The sequence below is a fragment of the Streptococcus sp. V940 genome (genome assembly GCF_054353495.1).
The window spans coordinates 689,205-703,313 of the sequence record NZ_JBTHHZ010000001.1 but is presented as its reverse complement, the minus strand read 5'-3'; the positions used below and the strand labels follow the sequence as shown (position 1 = coordinate 703,313).

Genomic DNA, 14,109 nt, shown 5'->3' with positions numbered 1-14,109 from the left:
GACTCCTTTTAAGATAATTTATTATTTGATAACTGTGTTATAAGTGTGTCGAAATCATCCGGCAGTGAGCTTTCCAGCTCTAACCGCTCTTCTAAGAAAGGATGATAAAACGATAAGTAATGGCAATGTAGAGCTTGGCGTTCTATACCATGCTCTAAACTTCCCCCATAAAGATCATCTCCTAGCAATGGAAACCCTATATGCGAGAAATGTACTCGAATTTGATGAGTTCTACCAGTGTGAAGACGAATATCAACTAGATGGATATTCCCATATGATTCCACTATTTTATAGGAAGTGTGAGCATATTTCCCGCCCTTTGCTACTCGTCGAGTGATGATTGAATCTTCATCTCGGGCTATCGGAGCTATGATTTCTCCCTGAGGTTCCAGATGACCATCTCCCTTGACTAAGGCGTAATAACGCTTTTCAATAGCCTTTTTTTGCAACTGTTTATCTAATCTGGCATGCGCATAGCCGTGTTTAGCAAAAAGCATCAATCCAGAGGTATCTCTATCAAGCCGTGTCACAATGTGAACCTGCTGATTCTCATAGTTTTGTTTTACATAGTAACCTTTGATAAAGTTGGCAATGGTATTGGAATGATTGACACTAGGGATTGAAGCGACTCCAAAGGGTTTGTTGATAATCAAGAAATGATCATCTTCAAATAGAATATCTAGAGGATAATCAATTGCTTCAAGTGTCTCGAATCCTTCCTCTGGCGGAATATCAATGACGACTTCATCTCCGATATCTAAGAGATAGGTTGCATTCTGCGGATGCCCGTTAACTCGAATATCACCACCTCGAAACTTAATCTTGGCAAGTAAGCCTTTTGAAACTTCATGTTTTTTCAAAAAGGTTTTGACCTTGACATGTTCGTCGGCAATAAACTGAAACCTCATTCGTCCACCTCACCAATAAAGGCATCTTTAACTCGATTCCAAAAACTGGTATGGCTTGGTGTCGCTACAAAATGAATTTTGTGATGGTCAATCTGGTACTCGATCCTCTCGATATTACGGTAAGAATAAATACTATTATCGATTGAGATTGTGTGATAGTCATTCCGTGTAGGTATTATTTCTATCTTATCCTTTTTAGGAACGATAACAGAAGAACCAAGTGTTCGATAAATTCGATTGTTCAAACTAGCAATTTCAGCTAATTGTAAGGCTTCTATGGTCGGATGAAGGACTGCTCCACCGAGTGATTTATTATAGGCTGTACTGCCTGTTGGAGTTGAAACTGTTAAACCATCACCACGAAATCGTTCAAAGGGTACATGGTTGATAATAACATCTGCAACCATTGTACGATCCGCACGACGAATGCTTGCTTCATTTAGTGCCCGAAAAGACTTAACTTCTCCGTTTTCGAGAAAGATTTTAACACTTAATAGTGGATAAGAAACACGAGCTCCATTATCCAATTGTAAATTTGTGACCAATTGGTCCAACTCATAATCCCGATAGTCAGTATAAAAGCCTAAATGTCCAGTATGCACTCCAATAAACCGAACCTTATCCAGTTGATTTTCATACTTGTGAAACGCAGACAACAACATGCCATCCCCACCAATAGAAACGACAATATCTGGATTTTTATCATTCAGGATAAAATTATTCTTTTTTAATCGGTCTTTTAACTCAAATAGAACTTTCTGACTCTGAGGTTTACGGTTGGCAATTAGGTCAATTCGTTTACCTGTATTCTTCATCGGTATCGTCACTGTTTCCTACCCCGTCATTTAACTTTCTGTGCAAAGGATCAAAGAGCGCTTGTGCTTCCTGAATATCAGCACGTATTTTACTCATTTCTTCGTCTAGCTGATGAGAAATTCTGGCAGTAATCTCAAGCCTTTCTTTGATTTCCTCTGGGAAATCTCCTTGATATTTATAGTTGAGTGAATGTTCGATTGTCGCCCAAAAGTTCATAGCCAAGGTACGAATTTGAATCTCAACTAGAATCGTTTTCGCGCCATAAATGGTATCAACCGTATACTCTATAATCACATGGTAAGAACGATAACCTGACGCCTTACGATGATTGATATAATCACGTTCTTGAACAACTCTCATATCCTGTCTTTTACGAAGGATAGAAACAACTTCATTCACATCGTCTACAAATTGAACCATGACACGTAAACCTGCAATATCTTGCAAATCTTGTTCAAGTGTGTCGTAGCCAATTCCACGACGTGCCATTTTTTCTTTGATACTTTCAATCGGTTTCACCCGACCAGTGACAAACTCAATCGGAGAATGTCGGTTTTGTTTTCTATATTGTTTTCGTATTCCTCGGAGTTTTATTTTTAGCTCTCCGACAGCCTGAATGTAAGGATCTAAAAATTCTTCCCATTCTGTAATCATATAACTATTGCATCCAATTCTTTAAACAGTTTAATTTATCTAGTTTTTGATTTTCTATGAAAAATCATATACAATAAATACAATGATTATTATACCATAAATCGCTTTCAAATATAAAGAAAAGGTTGTTAAAATGAAACATTTAGAAATTGAAATGAAGACACTTCTTAGCAAAGAAGAATATGACCGATTGCAAACTCAATTTTTAGAAGTCACACCAGTTACACAAAAAAATTACTACCTAGACACGCCTGATTTTCACCTTCGTCAACACAAAATTGCTATGCGCATTCGTACTTTTGATACAAGCGCTGAGTTGACCATAAAAATTCCTCAAGCAGTTGGAAATATGGAATACAACCAAGCGCTTACTCTTGAGGAAGCTAAATATTGCCTTGAAGAATGTAAACTCCCTCAGGGGATGATTATGGAAGAACTAAAAAGTCGAGGACTCTCACCAAATGGTTGGGCTGTTTTGGGTTGTTTAACGACTGTTCGCTACGAAAAAGAAACAGCTATTGGACTCATGGCCCTTGATCAAAACCATTACTTCGATATTGTTGATTATGAACTTGAACTGGAAGTAGAAAACAGCGACCAAGGTAACCTTGATTTTCAAGAGTTTTTATGTGCGAATGAAATCCAATATAAGAAAGCTCCTTCAAAATTAGTGAGATTTATAGAAAATATGAAAAAATACTGAAATTATCTTCTTTTTTTGATAAAATAGAAGGGATAAAAAATAATAGAATCTGTGAAAGAAAACACTTTCCTTCAGAATTGTTTTTTTCACTGATTTACTTAGTTTATAGAGGACGGTTTATCGATGTCAGATACAAAAAATATGAAGCTTTTTTCACTTTCATCTAATCATGAAATAGCTCAAAAAATTGCAGATGCTGCAGGTGTTCCACTTGGAAAGTTATCATCACGTCAATTCTCAGATGGTGAAATCCAAGTTAATATCGAAGAAAGTGTTCGTGGATATGATGTTTATATCATCCAATCAACCAGCTACCCTGTAAATAACCACTTGATGGAACTATTAATCATGGTTGATGCCTGTGTTCGTGCTAGCGCAAATACCATTAACGTTGTTCTTCCATACTTTGGTTATGCTCGTCAAGACCGTATTGCTTCTTCTCGCGAACCTCTTACAGCTAAACTTGTTGCAAATATGTTGGTAAAAGCTGGGGTTAGTCGTGTATTGACACTGGACCTTCATGCTGTTCAGGTACAAGGTTTCTTTGATATTCCTGTAGATAACCTTTATACTATTCCGCTATTTGCAAAACACTACATTGATAAAGGTTTAACTGGTCCAGATGTGGTTGTTGTCAGCCCTAAAAACTCAGGTGTAAAGCGTGCTCGTAGCCTTGCTGAATACCTTGATGCTCCGATTGCTATCATTGACTATGCTCAAGATGATTCTGAACGTAGCCAAGGTTACATTATTGGAGAGGTTGAAGGTAAGAAAGCAATCTTAATCGATGACATTCTTAATACAGGCCGTACTTTCTCTGAAGCTGCTAAAATTTTGGAACGCGATGGTGCTACTGAAATTTACGTGGTATCCAGCCATGGATTGTTCGTTAACGGTGCTGCGGAGTTGTTAGATGCAACTGATATCAAGGAAGTCTTGGTGACAGATTCTGTATTGACAGAAAGTAAAAAACCTAAAAATGTACAATATATTACCGCAAGCGAACTAATTGGTGATGCCATGGTTCGTATTCATGAAAGAAAACCAGTTAGTCCACTATTTAAATTTAAATAGAAATTAGGTGAGTTTTTGATTTATTTAGATAATGCTGCTACGACACCTATGTCATCTGCAGCTATCTCAGCAATGACTCTGGTCATGCAGGAGACTTATGGCAATCCTTCTAGTATTCACGGTCATGGGCGTCAGGCAGGTAAATTATTACGTGAAGCCCGTCAAGAATTAGCAGGTTTACTAGGTACAAAACCCCAACACATTTTCTTCACTTCTGGTGGTACAGAAAGTAATAATACTGCTATTATCGGCTACTGTCTTCGTCATCAAAATCGCGGAAAACACATTATTACTACTGCTATCGAGCATCATGCTGTGCTTGAACCTATTGAATATCTAGTTGAAAAATTTGGGTTTGAAGTGACAATTCTAGAACCTGAAAATCAAGAAATCACAGCAGAGCAAGTTAAAAATGCACTCCGTGAAGATTCTATTCTAGTTTCAACCATGTATGCCAATAATGAAACAGGTACTCTCTTGCCAATCGCTGAAATTGGTCAGATTTTAAAAGGACATTCAGCAGCTTATCATGTAGATGCTGTTCAAGCTGTCGGAAAGCTAGAAATTCTTCCTGAAGAACTAGGAATAGATTTCCTCAGTGCTTCTGCTCATAAATTTCACGGTCCAAAGGGGATAGGTTTCCTATACGCTGCATCTACAGATTTTGATCCTTACCTACATGGTGGAGATCAAGAACAGAAAAAAAGAGCAGGAACAGAAAATCTTCCCGCAATTATAGGTATGGTTGCAGCTCTTAAGGATGATATCGATCATCTAGAGATTAACTTTAGTAAAGTTCAAAAACTACAGGAAGTTTTTCTAACTGAAATGGCTGGAGCAACCTATTATCTCAATCAAAGTAAAGAGCAACTACCTTATGTCCTAAATATCGGATTCCCAGATCAACGCAACGATCTACTACTACTTCGTTTAGACCTTGAAGGTATTTCTATTTCAACAGGTTCTGCTTGTACAGCTGGTGTTGTTCAGGTCAGTCATGTTCTTCAAGCCTTCTACGGTGAAGACTCTCCTCGCTTACACGAGTCAGTTCGCGTCAGCATTTCACCTCAAAATACAGAACAAGAAATGATTACTCTTGCTAAAACTCTTAAAAATATCATCGGAGGATAACTCAATGGCATTCGAACAAACGATTAAACTAAAAAATTGCCGTTATGATTACACACTTAGCCCAACTGTAAAAAAATTTACGCTTAAAGATAATACTTTTTTTGAGACAAAAGTTGGGAACTATGAATTAACACGCCTTCTTGAAAAAGTTCCAAACAGTGGAGAAGGTTTTCAACTTAAGATTATCATCAACAAAGACTTAACTGGGGTCAAAATCAACATCACTGATAAATTTGGTCTACGTTTGGTTGATATCTTCAAATCAGAAGAAACTCACATTCACCAAGAGAAATTCTACTTCTTGATGGATAGTCTTGTTGAACGTGGTGTATTTACAAAAAGCGAAAGATAGAAGGTCATTATGTTTCGATTAACTTACAAGGACTCCTATCAAGTAGAGCGTATTCAAGAATACGAGGACTACGAAGCTCTGATGCTTTCTCTATCAGGCTGTGTAACCCTTCCTGATACTACTCTTATTACTTCATTAACACATAATGGAGTTGAAATTTATCAGGGACTTCTAGGTAATCTCTACCGCTTTTTAAGGACTTACCACGAAACTAAGATAAACTAAGATTTTTCTTAGTTTTTTTTTCGTTATTGTTGCATTTTTCACAAGCTTTCTATAAAATAGTAGATAGAAAGGTTGTGATTTTGTGAAAGAAAAACAGTCTGCTATTCCTAAAGCAACAGCAAAGAGACTTTCTCTCTATTACCGTATTTTTAAAAGATTTAATGCTGAAAAAATTGAAAGAGCCAATTCCAAACAAATTGCAGAAGCAATTGGAATTGATTCTGCCACTGTACGTCGTGACTTCTCTTACTTTGGGGAACTTGGACGTCGTGGATTTGGCTATGATGTCAAAAAGCTCATGAACTTTTTTGCTGATCTTTTAAATGATAATTCTATTACCAATGTGATGCTTGTGGGTATTGGAAATATGGGACATGCCCTCCTCCACTACCGCTTTCATGAGCGTAACAAGATGAAAATCATCATGGCTTTTGACCTAGATGATCATCCTGAGGTTGGCACCAAAACTCCTGACGGTGTTCCAATCTATGGAATCTCACAAATAAAGGACAAAATCAAGGATAGTGATGTTAAAACTGCCATTCTTACTGTTCCTAGTGTTAAATCTCAAGAAGTTGCAGAACTATTAGTCGACGCCGGTATCAAAGGTATTCTTAGTTTTTCTCCTGTGCACCTACATCTTCCTAAAGACGTAGTTGTTCAGTATGTCGATCTTACAAGCGAACTTCAAACCCTCCTCTATTTCATGCGTAAAGAGGATTAGAAAGTGTAAATATTTATGAATAAACCAGTTATTGGGATTACAGGAAACGAAAAGGCCCATCCAGACGATGAGCTTATGATGAGTTATGCTGCCAAAGGCTTTGTTGAAGGAGTTAAGGAAGCTGGAGGTATCCCCATTATCCTACCAATTGGTGATGAAGAAATGGCCAGTTACTACATTAGCTTAATTGATAAACTGATTCTAACCGGTGGACAAAATGTTGACCCTAAATACTATGGTGAGCCAAAAGCTATTGATAGCGACGATTACCACCTTCAACGTGATATTTTTGAGTTAGCCCTCATTAAAGAAGCAATCAAGAAAAATAAACCAATTTTTTCTGTCTGTCGTGGTACTCAACTTTTTAACGTAGCCATGGGCGGGTCTCTTTATCAAGATATCGAAGATCATTGGCAAGATACTTCCGCTGAATACACCACTCAGCGTCTTGTCACAGAACCAAATACTATTCTTCGAGAAATTTATGGAGAAATCTCTCATATCAACTCTTTCCACCATCAGAGCATCAAAGATTTAGCTCCTAATCTTCAGGTTGTAGCACATGATCCTAAAGATGGTATTATCGAAGCTGTTACAAGTACGGACGGTTTCCCTTATCTCGGTGTTCAATGGCATCCAGAATTTCTCTTTGAAAATCGCCCCAAAGATAAAACACTTTTCGACTATGTTGTCAATGAATTGTAAATTCGATAAATTAGCTAATTAATTATGAATGAACTTACCCCACCTTCTACTCATGACCTTTTGAGAAATTTAGATGTTAATGTTTTCTCATCTGTTAAGAGCAAGGAAATTGACCATTTTTCAACCTATTTGTAAAAAGGCAGATGCAAAATTTAAAGGCGGATTTCGTTCTTCGCTTGTTTTTTATAGAGATATCTTGATCCACTCAAAAAAGTATTATAAAATTCAGGACTTCAATGCTATTATTGACTTTATCGTGCAAGAAAAGTTGCTAGTCCCTACAATTGATCCTCTTCCTAAAATTGATATGAACGAAGTTGAGTCCTATGCTTTACAAGCGATTGAGCAGGGTCCCCTAAACTTCAAAAAATAATCCTATATCAGGTCCGTCTTCTCACGGTAACTAAAATAATCAGAATGAGAGACAATTAAATGGTCTAATAAGACCAATCCCATTAATTCGCAGGCTTCTTTAACAAGCTTCGTAACATGGTCATCATTGGGGCTAGGAACTACTGCTCCTGATGGATGATTATGAACCAGAATCACAGATGTTGCCATATGCTTCAAAGCGTAGTGGAGAATTTCTCTCGGTTCAGCAATGCTTCTCGTGGCAGACCCGATAAAAATAGTCTGCTGGTGAATGATTTGATTTTGAGTATTCAGATAGAGCGCCACTAGGTGCTCTTGTTTTTTATCTCCAAGCTCAGACTGCATCTTTTTAGCTAGTTTTCGACTGCTAAGAATACTCTCCATTTCCACTGTTTCCCTTTTATGGATACGGTAGCCTAATTCAATAACGGCTTGTAATTCAATAGCCTTAACACGTCCAATACCCGATAGAGTCTGCAATTCCTGTAGACTCATTCTTTTGAGGTCAGTTAAACATGTCAGCTTATTTAAGACCTTCTGTGCTATTTCAAAAACATTGGCCTGTTTTGTCCCTGTCCTTAGTAATATTGCCAGTAATTCTTGGTTGCTGAGTGCTTCTACTCCTTCTCTGACTAGTCTCTCTCTTGGTAAAAGTGAATCTTCTTGAAATGAAATACTATACATAAAAATCCTCCTCACTTTATTATTCGTGAGAAGGATGCTTAATTTCATAAAAACTAGTTATTTTTAGATTTTTTCAAGTGCTAGTCGTAAATCTTCAATCAAATCATCGACATTTTCAAGACCGATTGAAAGTCGGATTTGATTTTTAGTTACTCCTGCTGCTTCTAGATCAGAGTCAGACAATTGAGCATGAGTTGTAGTTGCTGGATGGACGACCAATGATTTTGCATCTGCCACATTGGCTAGGTTTGAAAAGATTTCTAAGCTATCAATCACCTTACGAGCTTCTGCTTCTCCACCTTTAACATGGAAGGTAAAGATTGAACCAACACCTTTTGGTAAATATTTTTCAGCCAAGGCATGGTAAGGGCTATCAGCTAATTTTGGATAATTAACTTTTTCAACTTTTGGATGGTTGACAAGGAAATCAACGATTTTCTCAGCGTTTTGCACATGGCGTTCAACACGGAGAGATAGCGTTTCAAGGCCTTGTAGGAGCAAGAATGAGTTAAATGGTGAAAGGGCAGCTCCCATATCGCGAAGCAATTGAACGCGAGCAGCAACGATAAATGCTGCAACACCAACATCACGAGTATAGCTCAAATTATGGTAGCTTGGATCTTCATTGACGAATTGAGGGAATTTCCCTGAAGCAGCCCAGTCAAATTTACCGCTATCAACAATGACACCGCCAATAGTTGTACCGTGTCCACCGATAAATTTAGTTGCCGAGTGAACTGAGATATCTACACCGTGTGAAAAGACATTAATGAGATATGGTGTTGCAAAGGTATTGTCTGCAACCAAAGGAATCTGATGTTTATGAGCAATTTCAGCTATTTTTTCAATATCAGGAATGTTGATAACTGGATTACCCAAAGTTTCAATCAAAACAAGTTTGGTACTCTCTTTAATCGCTGCCTCTACTTCTTCTAGATTATCAATATCAACAAAAGTTGTGGTGATTCCGTATCGAGGAAGGGTTTCTTTCAACAGGTTAAAGGTACCACCGTAGATAGTTGAAGCTGCAACAACATGATCACCTGCGTGAGCAAGTCCAAGGATAGTATAAGTAAGAGCTGCCATTCCAGAAGCTGTGGCAAGTGCCCCTACTCCGCCTTCTAGAGCTGCAATACGCTCTTCAAAGGCTGATGTAGTAGGATTTGTGATACGAGTATAGATATTTCCAGCTTTTTGAAGGGCAAAAAGGTCTGCACCCTCCTGTGTATCTGCAAATACAAAAGATGTTGTTTGATAAATAGGGACAGCACGAGACTTGGTAGTAGCATCTACCACTTGTCCTGCATGCAATTGAAGAGTTTCAAATTTAAATTCACGAGTCATCATCAGACCTCCAAAGATTTCATTAAATTAATTGTATCATCTATGACAGTCAGTTACAAATACAACTTTGTTATATATTGGCATAAGCAATAGCTATGGCTATTATTAAAATTGTAGAACTTTTTTCAGATAGTTTAAAAAGTTTGTTTTCGCTTCTCCCATACTTTATAATGGATAAAAAGGAGAAGACTATGTCAGAAATTACACATGAAATTGATTCAAACTTCGCTGGTCGTTTAAATATTTTACGTGCTGGTGTACTCGGAGCCAATGACGGGATCATTTCCATCGCTGGAGTTGTTATCGGGGTTGCCAGTGCGACCAGTAATATCTGGATAATCTTTCTTTCAGGTTTGGCTGCCATCTTAGCGGGGGCCTTCTCTATGGCTGGAGGTGAATATGTTTCAGTATCCACTCAAAAAGACACTGAAGAAGCCGCTGTAGCTCGAGAGCAATTACTTTTGGATAAGGATATCGAGGCTGCAAAGAAATCTCTCTATGCTGCTTATCTTCAAAATGGTGAATGTGAAACATCAGCCCAACTATTAGTTAACAAAGCTTTTTTAAAAAATCCACTTAAGGCGCTAGTCGAAGAAAAATACGGAATCGAGTATGAAGAGTTTACCAATCCTTGGCATGCTGCAGCATCTAGTTTCATAGCTTTTGTTCTTGGTAGTCTACCACCAATGCTTTCCATTACCATCTTTCCAAGTGACTACCGAATCCCTGCTACTGTTTTTATCGTTGCGATTTCTCTATTGATTACAGGTTACACCAGTGCCAAACTTGGGAAAGCCCCAACTAAAACAGCTATGATTCGTAACCTTTGTATCGGTCTTTTGACCATGGGAGTTACCTATCTATTGGGTCAGTTGTTTAGTATTTAAAAAAGAGAGTGGAACAGAAATCGGTAATTCGTTAGAATTCGATTTCGTCGTCCCACCTCCGCACAGTTGAGTAGGGCTGTAAAAGCTGATGAAATCTGCGTAGTAGAGCGCACTCAACCACTGCGTCTTGCTCGGCAATCCAAAGACAATTGAGAGGCTAGGACTTTTGTCCCAGCCTCTTTTGCTATCAAAATATAAACAATTAAGAGAAACTACCAAAACCAACCTTTATTATCATTAATTGGTTCAGCCTCTTTTATCTTACATTTTTGTAAGATTAAGGAATTTTTTTGAAAATGGCTACTATAAGAAGTCCTGTCATTGCTTGTTTTATTCTTAAAAAAATAGTAAAATTAAGTTATGAAAAGGCTTTCTTTAACATCTTGTAAAAGAATTGGCTTTCTGCTAATTATTTTTAAAGGTGCTAAACTATCATTCGTATCACTGCTATAAGGAGGGAGGTTCAGCCCCTCTTTTTAGAAAGAGGTTCCTATGAAACGTATATTTCTCTTCATCAGCAATCTTCTTTTAACTTTTTTTCTCATTGCCACTCTGTCCTTTTGGAAAGACTCTCTTCCACAAATCCTGTTCCCGGGTGCAGCAGTATTAAGTGGGCAAGCAGATTATTCTACCGTTAAAGAAGAATTAAATAGTCTTGCTAAAGAACATAATAGTCTTATCGCAAGAACCATTTGGGAAGTAGATAGTGATGGAAAATCACAAACTTACTACGAAGTTTTTGGAGATGGGAAACTCCCAGACTGGATGCCTCCAGCAAGTCAAGAAAGCATTCACAAGAGCGATCTTCTCAACAACTACAATATTATCAGCGGATCCCTAACTAGTCAAGAATTGGCCACTCATCTGAAAGAACTTGGACTAGAAAAATCGAATGCATTTGAAAATGATAGAGTATCCTTTGTACTTGCCCTCTTTACCCAACCTGATCAGCTCATCAGTATGTTAATCTTTTTGCTGACTTTCTTAGCTTTAATTGTTATCGGTCAGATTCAATCTCTTTCTCAGTCAGGGATTAGATTGATTTCTGGAGAGCGGCTGAGCCATCTCTTCTTTCGTTCTCTCGCAAGAGACGGACTTGATATCCTTCTTTTTGGTCTACCTGCTTTGCTGATAGCATGTATCTTGCTCATTTCCTTGGGATATCCTTATGAAGTTCAGACTTTTCTAGGAATACTTTTTATTCTTTACAATAGCCTACTTCTCTTACTTAGTCTTCTAATTGCCTTTCTTTTTACCATTTCTTTAAAAAAAGTTCATCTCCTCTCTATCATCAAAGGAAAATTACCAATCAAGTCAATTCTACGCATTCTCTACTTTGGTCAGGTACTTGCCATTCTACTGGTTATTGTAGGATTTGGACGTATGTCTACTTACTATCATATACTTGAGAAAAATGAGGCTGGACAAGCTACTTGGGAACAACGCTCCAATGTTGTTACTCTTCAAACAGGGCGTTCCGGTCAGATGAAAAATATAGATGAACTGCAGACAAATGCTGATAAATGGTTTGACTTTATTCAATATTCTTTAGAAAATGGAAATGCCTTTCTAGTCAAACATAATCTCGCTATTCAAGCTATAAAACATTCTCTTTCAACTCATAATGATTCTGAACAAAATCCCTATGACTTGGAAGGGAAAAATATTCTCTATGTAACACCTGACTACTTCAAAAAAGAAGGTATAGAGTTAACATCAGAAACCTTTAAAAAAATCAATAATCTAAAAGATGGACAGGTTCTTGTAATACTACCTCAAGAACAAAAGAAAAATGAGGAACAAATAAAACAAAACATACAAGAAGATTTAACTAATCAATTATACAGTAGTGATACAAAGCATAGAGTCGAAGTTAGTATAACTTATACTGATCAAAAAAAGATGTATTCATTTATAATACCACCCATATCGCTTATGATCAATGGTTATCAAAACCCATCTTTCTTGTGCTTTCTCCTAAAGCACTTGGTAAGGCTTCCTCCATCTTCTGGTTTACAAATCTAGAATATCTCTATTTTACAGACCTCCACCAGACACAAGAACTTTTGAAACACTATCAACTTGATCAAATGGTCTCAGGGCTATCGTCTGCTAGGGAAATCTATCTCCAGTTAAATCAAAAAATTAAAATCGAAATTTTTAGTAACTTAGCGAGTGCTATGTTTGCTATTTTGACTTCAATTTTGCTGTTTACAAGTTTAAATCTGCTCTATTTTGAAGCTTTTCGCAAAACCATATTCTTGAAAAAAATAGCAGGCTATTATTTCTTTGAATTACACAATAGATATATCACTTCTCAAATAGCAGCTCTCTTTCTCGGAAGTGGTCTAGCTTTCATTATTTCTAAGAATATCTGGATTACCCTGATCCTATTTTTCAGCTTTTTAAGTTTAGCCGTTCTTCTATTGAAGATCTTTGATAAGAAGGAAAGCAAAACCTATGTTAGCATTATCAAAGGAGGATAGCATGATTGAATTGCAACATATTTGGAAACAATTTGGTTCTCGTATTATTTTTTCAGACTTGAATCTGAATTTTCAAAGTGGTATGGTGTATGCTTTGATAGGAGACAGTGGTTGTGGAAAAACCACTTTGCTCAATATGCTTGCAAAACTAGAGACTTTCGATAAAGGAGAAATAGTTTACAAAGGAAAGTCTTTGACTTCACTAAAAAATGAGGAATTTTATCGTAACGAACTAGGTTATCTCTTCCAGAATTTTGGACTATTAGAAAGTCAGACCATCCGAGAAAACCTTGAGCTAGGACTGATTGGTAAAAAGAAAAACAAAAAACAAGAGAAAGAGAGACTTCTTCTTCAAGCACTGCAAGCTGTCAGACTGGATTATCTAAGTCTCAACCAAAACATCTATGAATTATCTGGTGGTGAAGCTCAACGCATAGCACTTGCTAAGATTATCCTGAAAGACCCTCCCTTAATTCTAGCTGATGAGCCTACCGCCTCGCTAGACCCCAAAAATTCCAAGGAAATTATGGAAATTCTCCTTGAACTTCGTAATGCTAATAGAACAATTATCATCGCAACTCACAATCCTAGTATTTGGAAAATGGCTGATCAGGTAATTCGTCTTTCTAAATACGAACCAGAATATAATTAAATACCAAAATCCCTTGTGGTTATTTAGCCACAAGGGATTTTCAATCATTTATGCTACTTCTTTTAAGTATCATAGTGCAAATAATAAATATTTACTGTTAAATCTCACCAAAACCAACCTTTATCATCATCGATTGTTTCAGCCTCTTTAATCTTACGTGGCCCAGTTCCGTACATTTCTGCTTCGATATCTTCCTTTGTTGGCAAGATAGAGGCTAGGATGATGTAGATGATGATTCCAAGTCCGAAGTTTGCGATTGTAAAGATAGCAAAAATGAAGCGTACAAGAGTAACATCAAGGTCCCATTTATCAGAGAGTCCAGCAAGTACTCCTGATATCATACGATTTCGTCTCATTTTGTAAAAATTTTTATTCATAGTTTGTACCTCTTT

General features: G+C 37.2%; 18 protein-coding genes. 12 read left to right on the top strand and 6 right to left on the bottom strand.

Features of this window, described 5'->3' with window-relative positions; translation table 11 throughout:
* Window positions 1–8: 8 nt before the first annotated feature.
* Genes ACXYSM_RS03595 through ACXYSM_RS03585 form a run of 3 tightly spaced genes read right to left on the bottom strand, consistent with a single transcriptional unit; the run spans window position 9 to window position 2,378 of the window.
* Window positions 9–908, bottom strand: coding sequence for an RluA family pseudouridine synthase (locus ACXYSM_RS03595; protein WP_458634385.1), 900 nt, complete (start codon window positions 906–908; stop codon window positions 9–11).
* Window positions 905–1,723, bottom strand: a complete 819-nt coding sequence (locus ACXYSM_RS03590; RefSeq protein ID WP_458634384.1) for an NAD kinase — start codon at window positions 1,721–1,723, stop codon at window positions 905–907. Before ACXYSM_RS03590 ends, ACXYSM_RS03595 begins: the two co-directional genes overlap by 4 nt.
* Window positions 1,707–2,378 (bottom strand): GTP pyrophosphokinase, encoded by a 672-nt coding sequence (locus ACXYSM_RS03585; protein WP_006152168.1) that lies wholly within the window; start codon window positions 2,376–2,378, stop codon window positions 1,707–1,709. The genes ACXYSM_RS03590 and ACXYSM_RS03585 overlap by 17 nt, the downstream gene beginning before the upstream one ends.
* 133 nt (window positions 2,379–2,511) lie before the next feature.
* Here ACXYSM_RS03585 and ACXYSM_RS03580 point away from each other — a divergent pair, with 133 nt between their 5' ends.
* The 8 genes from ACXYSM_RS03580 to ACXYSM_RS03545 all read left to right on the top strand — a co-directional run bounded on the left by ACXYSM_RS03580 (window position 2,512) and on the right by ACXYSM_RS03545 (window position 7,665).
* Entirely contained in the window at window positions 2,512–3,081 is a 570-nt protein-coding gene (locus tag ACXYSM_RS03580; RefSeq protein WP_458634383.1) for a CYTH domain-containing protein, read from the top strand.
* Window positions 3,082–3,204: 123 nt separating this feature from the next.
* Window positions 3,205–4,155: a ribose-phosphate diphosphokinase gene (locus ACXYSM_RS03575; protein WP_458634382.1), complete on the top strand. Its 951-nt coding sequence runs from the start codon at window positions 3,205–3,207 to the stop codon at window positions 4,153–4,155.
* A gap of 15 nt (window positions 4,156–4,170) precedes the next feature.
* Window positions 4,171–5,286 (top strand): cysteine desulfurase family protein, encoded by a 1,116-nt coding sequence (locus ACXYSM_RS03570; RefSeq protein WP_458634381.1) that lies wholly within the window; start codon window positions 4,171–4,173, stop codon window positions 5,284–5,286.
* Between the two features lie 4 nt (window positions 5,287–5,290).
* Window positions 5,291–5,638, top strand: coding sequence for a DUF1831 domain-containing protein (locus ACXYSM_RS03565; protein ID WP_074324088.1), 348 nt, complete (start codon window positions 5,291–5,293; stop codon window positions 5,636–5,638).
* Window positions 5,639–5,647: 9 nt separating this feature from the next.
* Window positions 5,648–5,863, top strand: coding sequence for a DUF4649 family protein (locus tag ACXYSM_RS03560; RefSeq protein WP_414265278.1), 216 nt, complete (start codon window positions 5,648–5,650; stop codon window positions 5,861–5,863).
* A gap of 82 nt (window positions 5,864–5,945) precedes the next feature.
* Window positions 5,946–6,587: a redox-sensing transcriptional repressor Rex gene (locus tag ACXYSM_RS03555; protein ID WP_004252929.1), complete on the top strand. Its 642-nt coding sequence runs from the start codon at window positions 5,946–5,948 to the stop codon at window positions 6,585–6,587.
* Between the two features lie 15 nt (window positions 6,588–6,602).
* A complete protein-coding gene (locus ACXYSM_RS03550) occupies window positions 6,603–7,292 on the top strand; it encodes a gamma-glutamyl-gamma-aminobutyrate hydrolase family protein (protein WP_458634380.1) in 690 nt (229 codons plus the stop codon).
* 73 nt (window positions 7,293–7,365) lie between these two features.
* Window positions 7,366–7,665 (top strand): hypothetical protein, encoded by a 300-nt coding sequence (locus ACXYSM_RS03545; protein WP_458634379.1) that lies wholly within the window; start codon window positions 7,366–7,368, stop codon window positions 7,663–7,665.
* Between the two features lie 2 nt (window positions 7,666–7,667).
* Here the strand turns inward: ACXYSM_RS03545 and radC are convergent, their stop codons facing one another.
* Window positions 7,668–8,348, bottom strand: a complete 681-nt coding sequence (gene radC / locus ACXYSM_RS03540; protein WP_458634378.1) for a RadC family protein — start codon at window positions 8,346–8,348, stop codon at window positions 7,668–7,670.
* 63 nt (window positions 8,349–8,411) lie between these two features.
* Entirely contained in the window at window positions 8,412–9,692 is a 1,281-nt protein-coding gene (locus tag ACXYSM_RS03535) for an O-acetylhomoserine aminocarboxypropyltransferase/cysteine synthase family protein (protein ID WP_458634699.1), read from the bottom strand.
* A 191-nt stretch (window positions 9,693–9,883) separates the two neighbouring features.
* On the opposite strand from ACXYSM_RS03535, the gene ACXYSM_RS03530 reads away from it, so the two are divergent.
* The 4 genes from ACXYSM_RS03530 to ACXYSM_RS03515 all read left to right on the top strand — a co-directional run bounded on the left by ACXYSM_RS03530 (window position 9,884) and on the right by ACXYSM_RS03515 (window position 13,717).
* The gene (locus ACXYSM_RS03530; RefSeq protein ID WP_016465853.1) at window positions 9,884–10,579 is read left to right on the top strand and encodes a VIT1/CCC1 transporter family protein; all 696 of its coding nucleotides are present in this window, start codon (window positions 9,884–9,886) and stop codon (window positions 10,577–10,579) included.
* Window positions 10,580–11,071: 492 nt separating this feature from the next.
* Complete coding sequence (locus tag ACXYSM_RS03525) at window positions 11,072–12,604, top strand: DUF1430 domain-containing protein (protein ID WP_458634377.1); 1,533 nt, start codon at window positions 11,072–11,074, stop codon at window positions 12,602–12,604.
* Between the two features lie 41 nt (window positions 12,605–12,645).
* Window positions 12,646–13,065: a DUF1430 domain-containing protein gene (locus ACXYSM_RS03520; RefSeq protein WP_458634376.1), complete on the top strand. Its 420-nt coding sequence runs from the start codon at window positions 12,646–12,648 to the stop codon at window positions 13,063–13,065.
* Between the two features lies 1 nt (window position 13,066).
* A complete protein-coding gene (locus ACXYSM_RS03515; protein ID WP_060955723.1) occupies window positions 13,067–13,717 on the top strand; it encodes an ABC transporter ATP-binding protein in 651 nt (216 codons plus the stop codon).
* A gap of 104 nt (window positions 13,718–13,821) precedes the next feature.
* Here ACXYSM_RS03515 and ACXYSM_RS03510 read toward each other — a convergent pair whose 3' ends face one another.
* Complete coding sequence (locus tag ACXYSM_RS03510) at window positions 13,822–14,094, bottom strand: PspC domain-containing protein (RefSeq protein ID WP_458634375.1); 273 nt, start codon at window positions 14,092–14,094, stop codon at window positions 13,822–13,824.
* Between the last annotated feature and the right edge of the window lie 15 nt (window positions 14,095–14,109).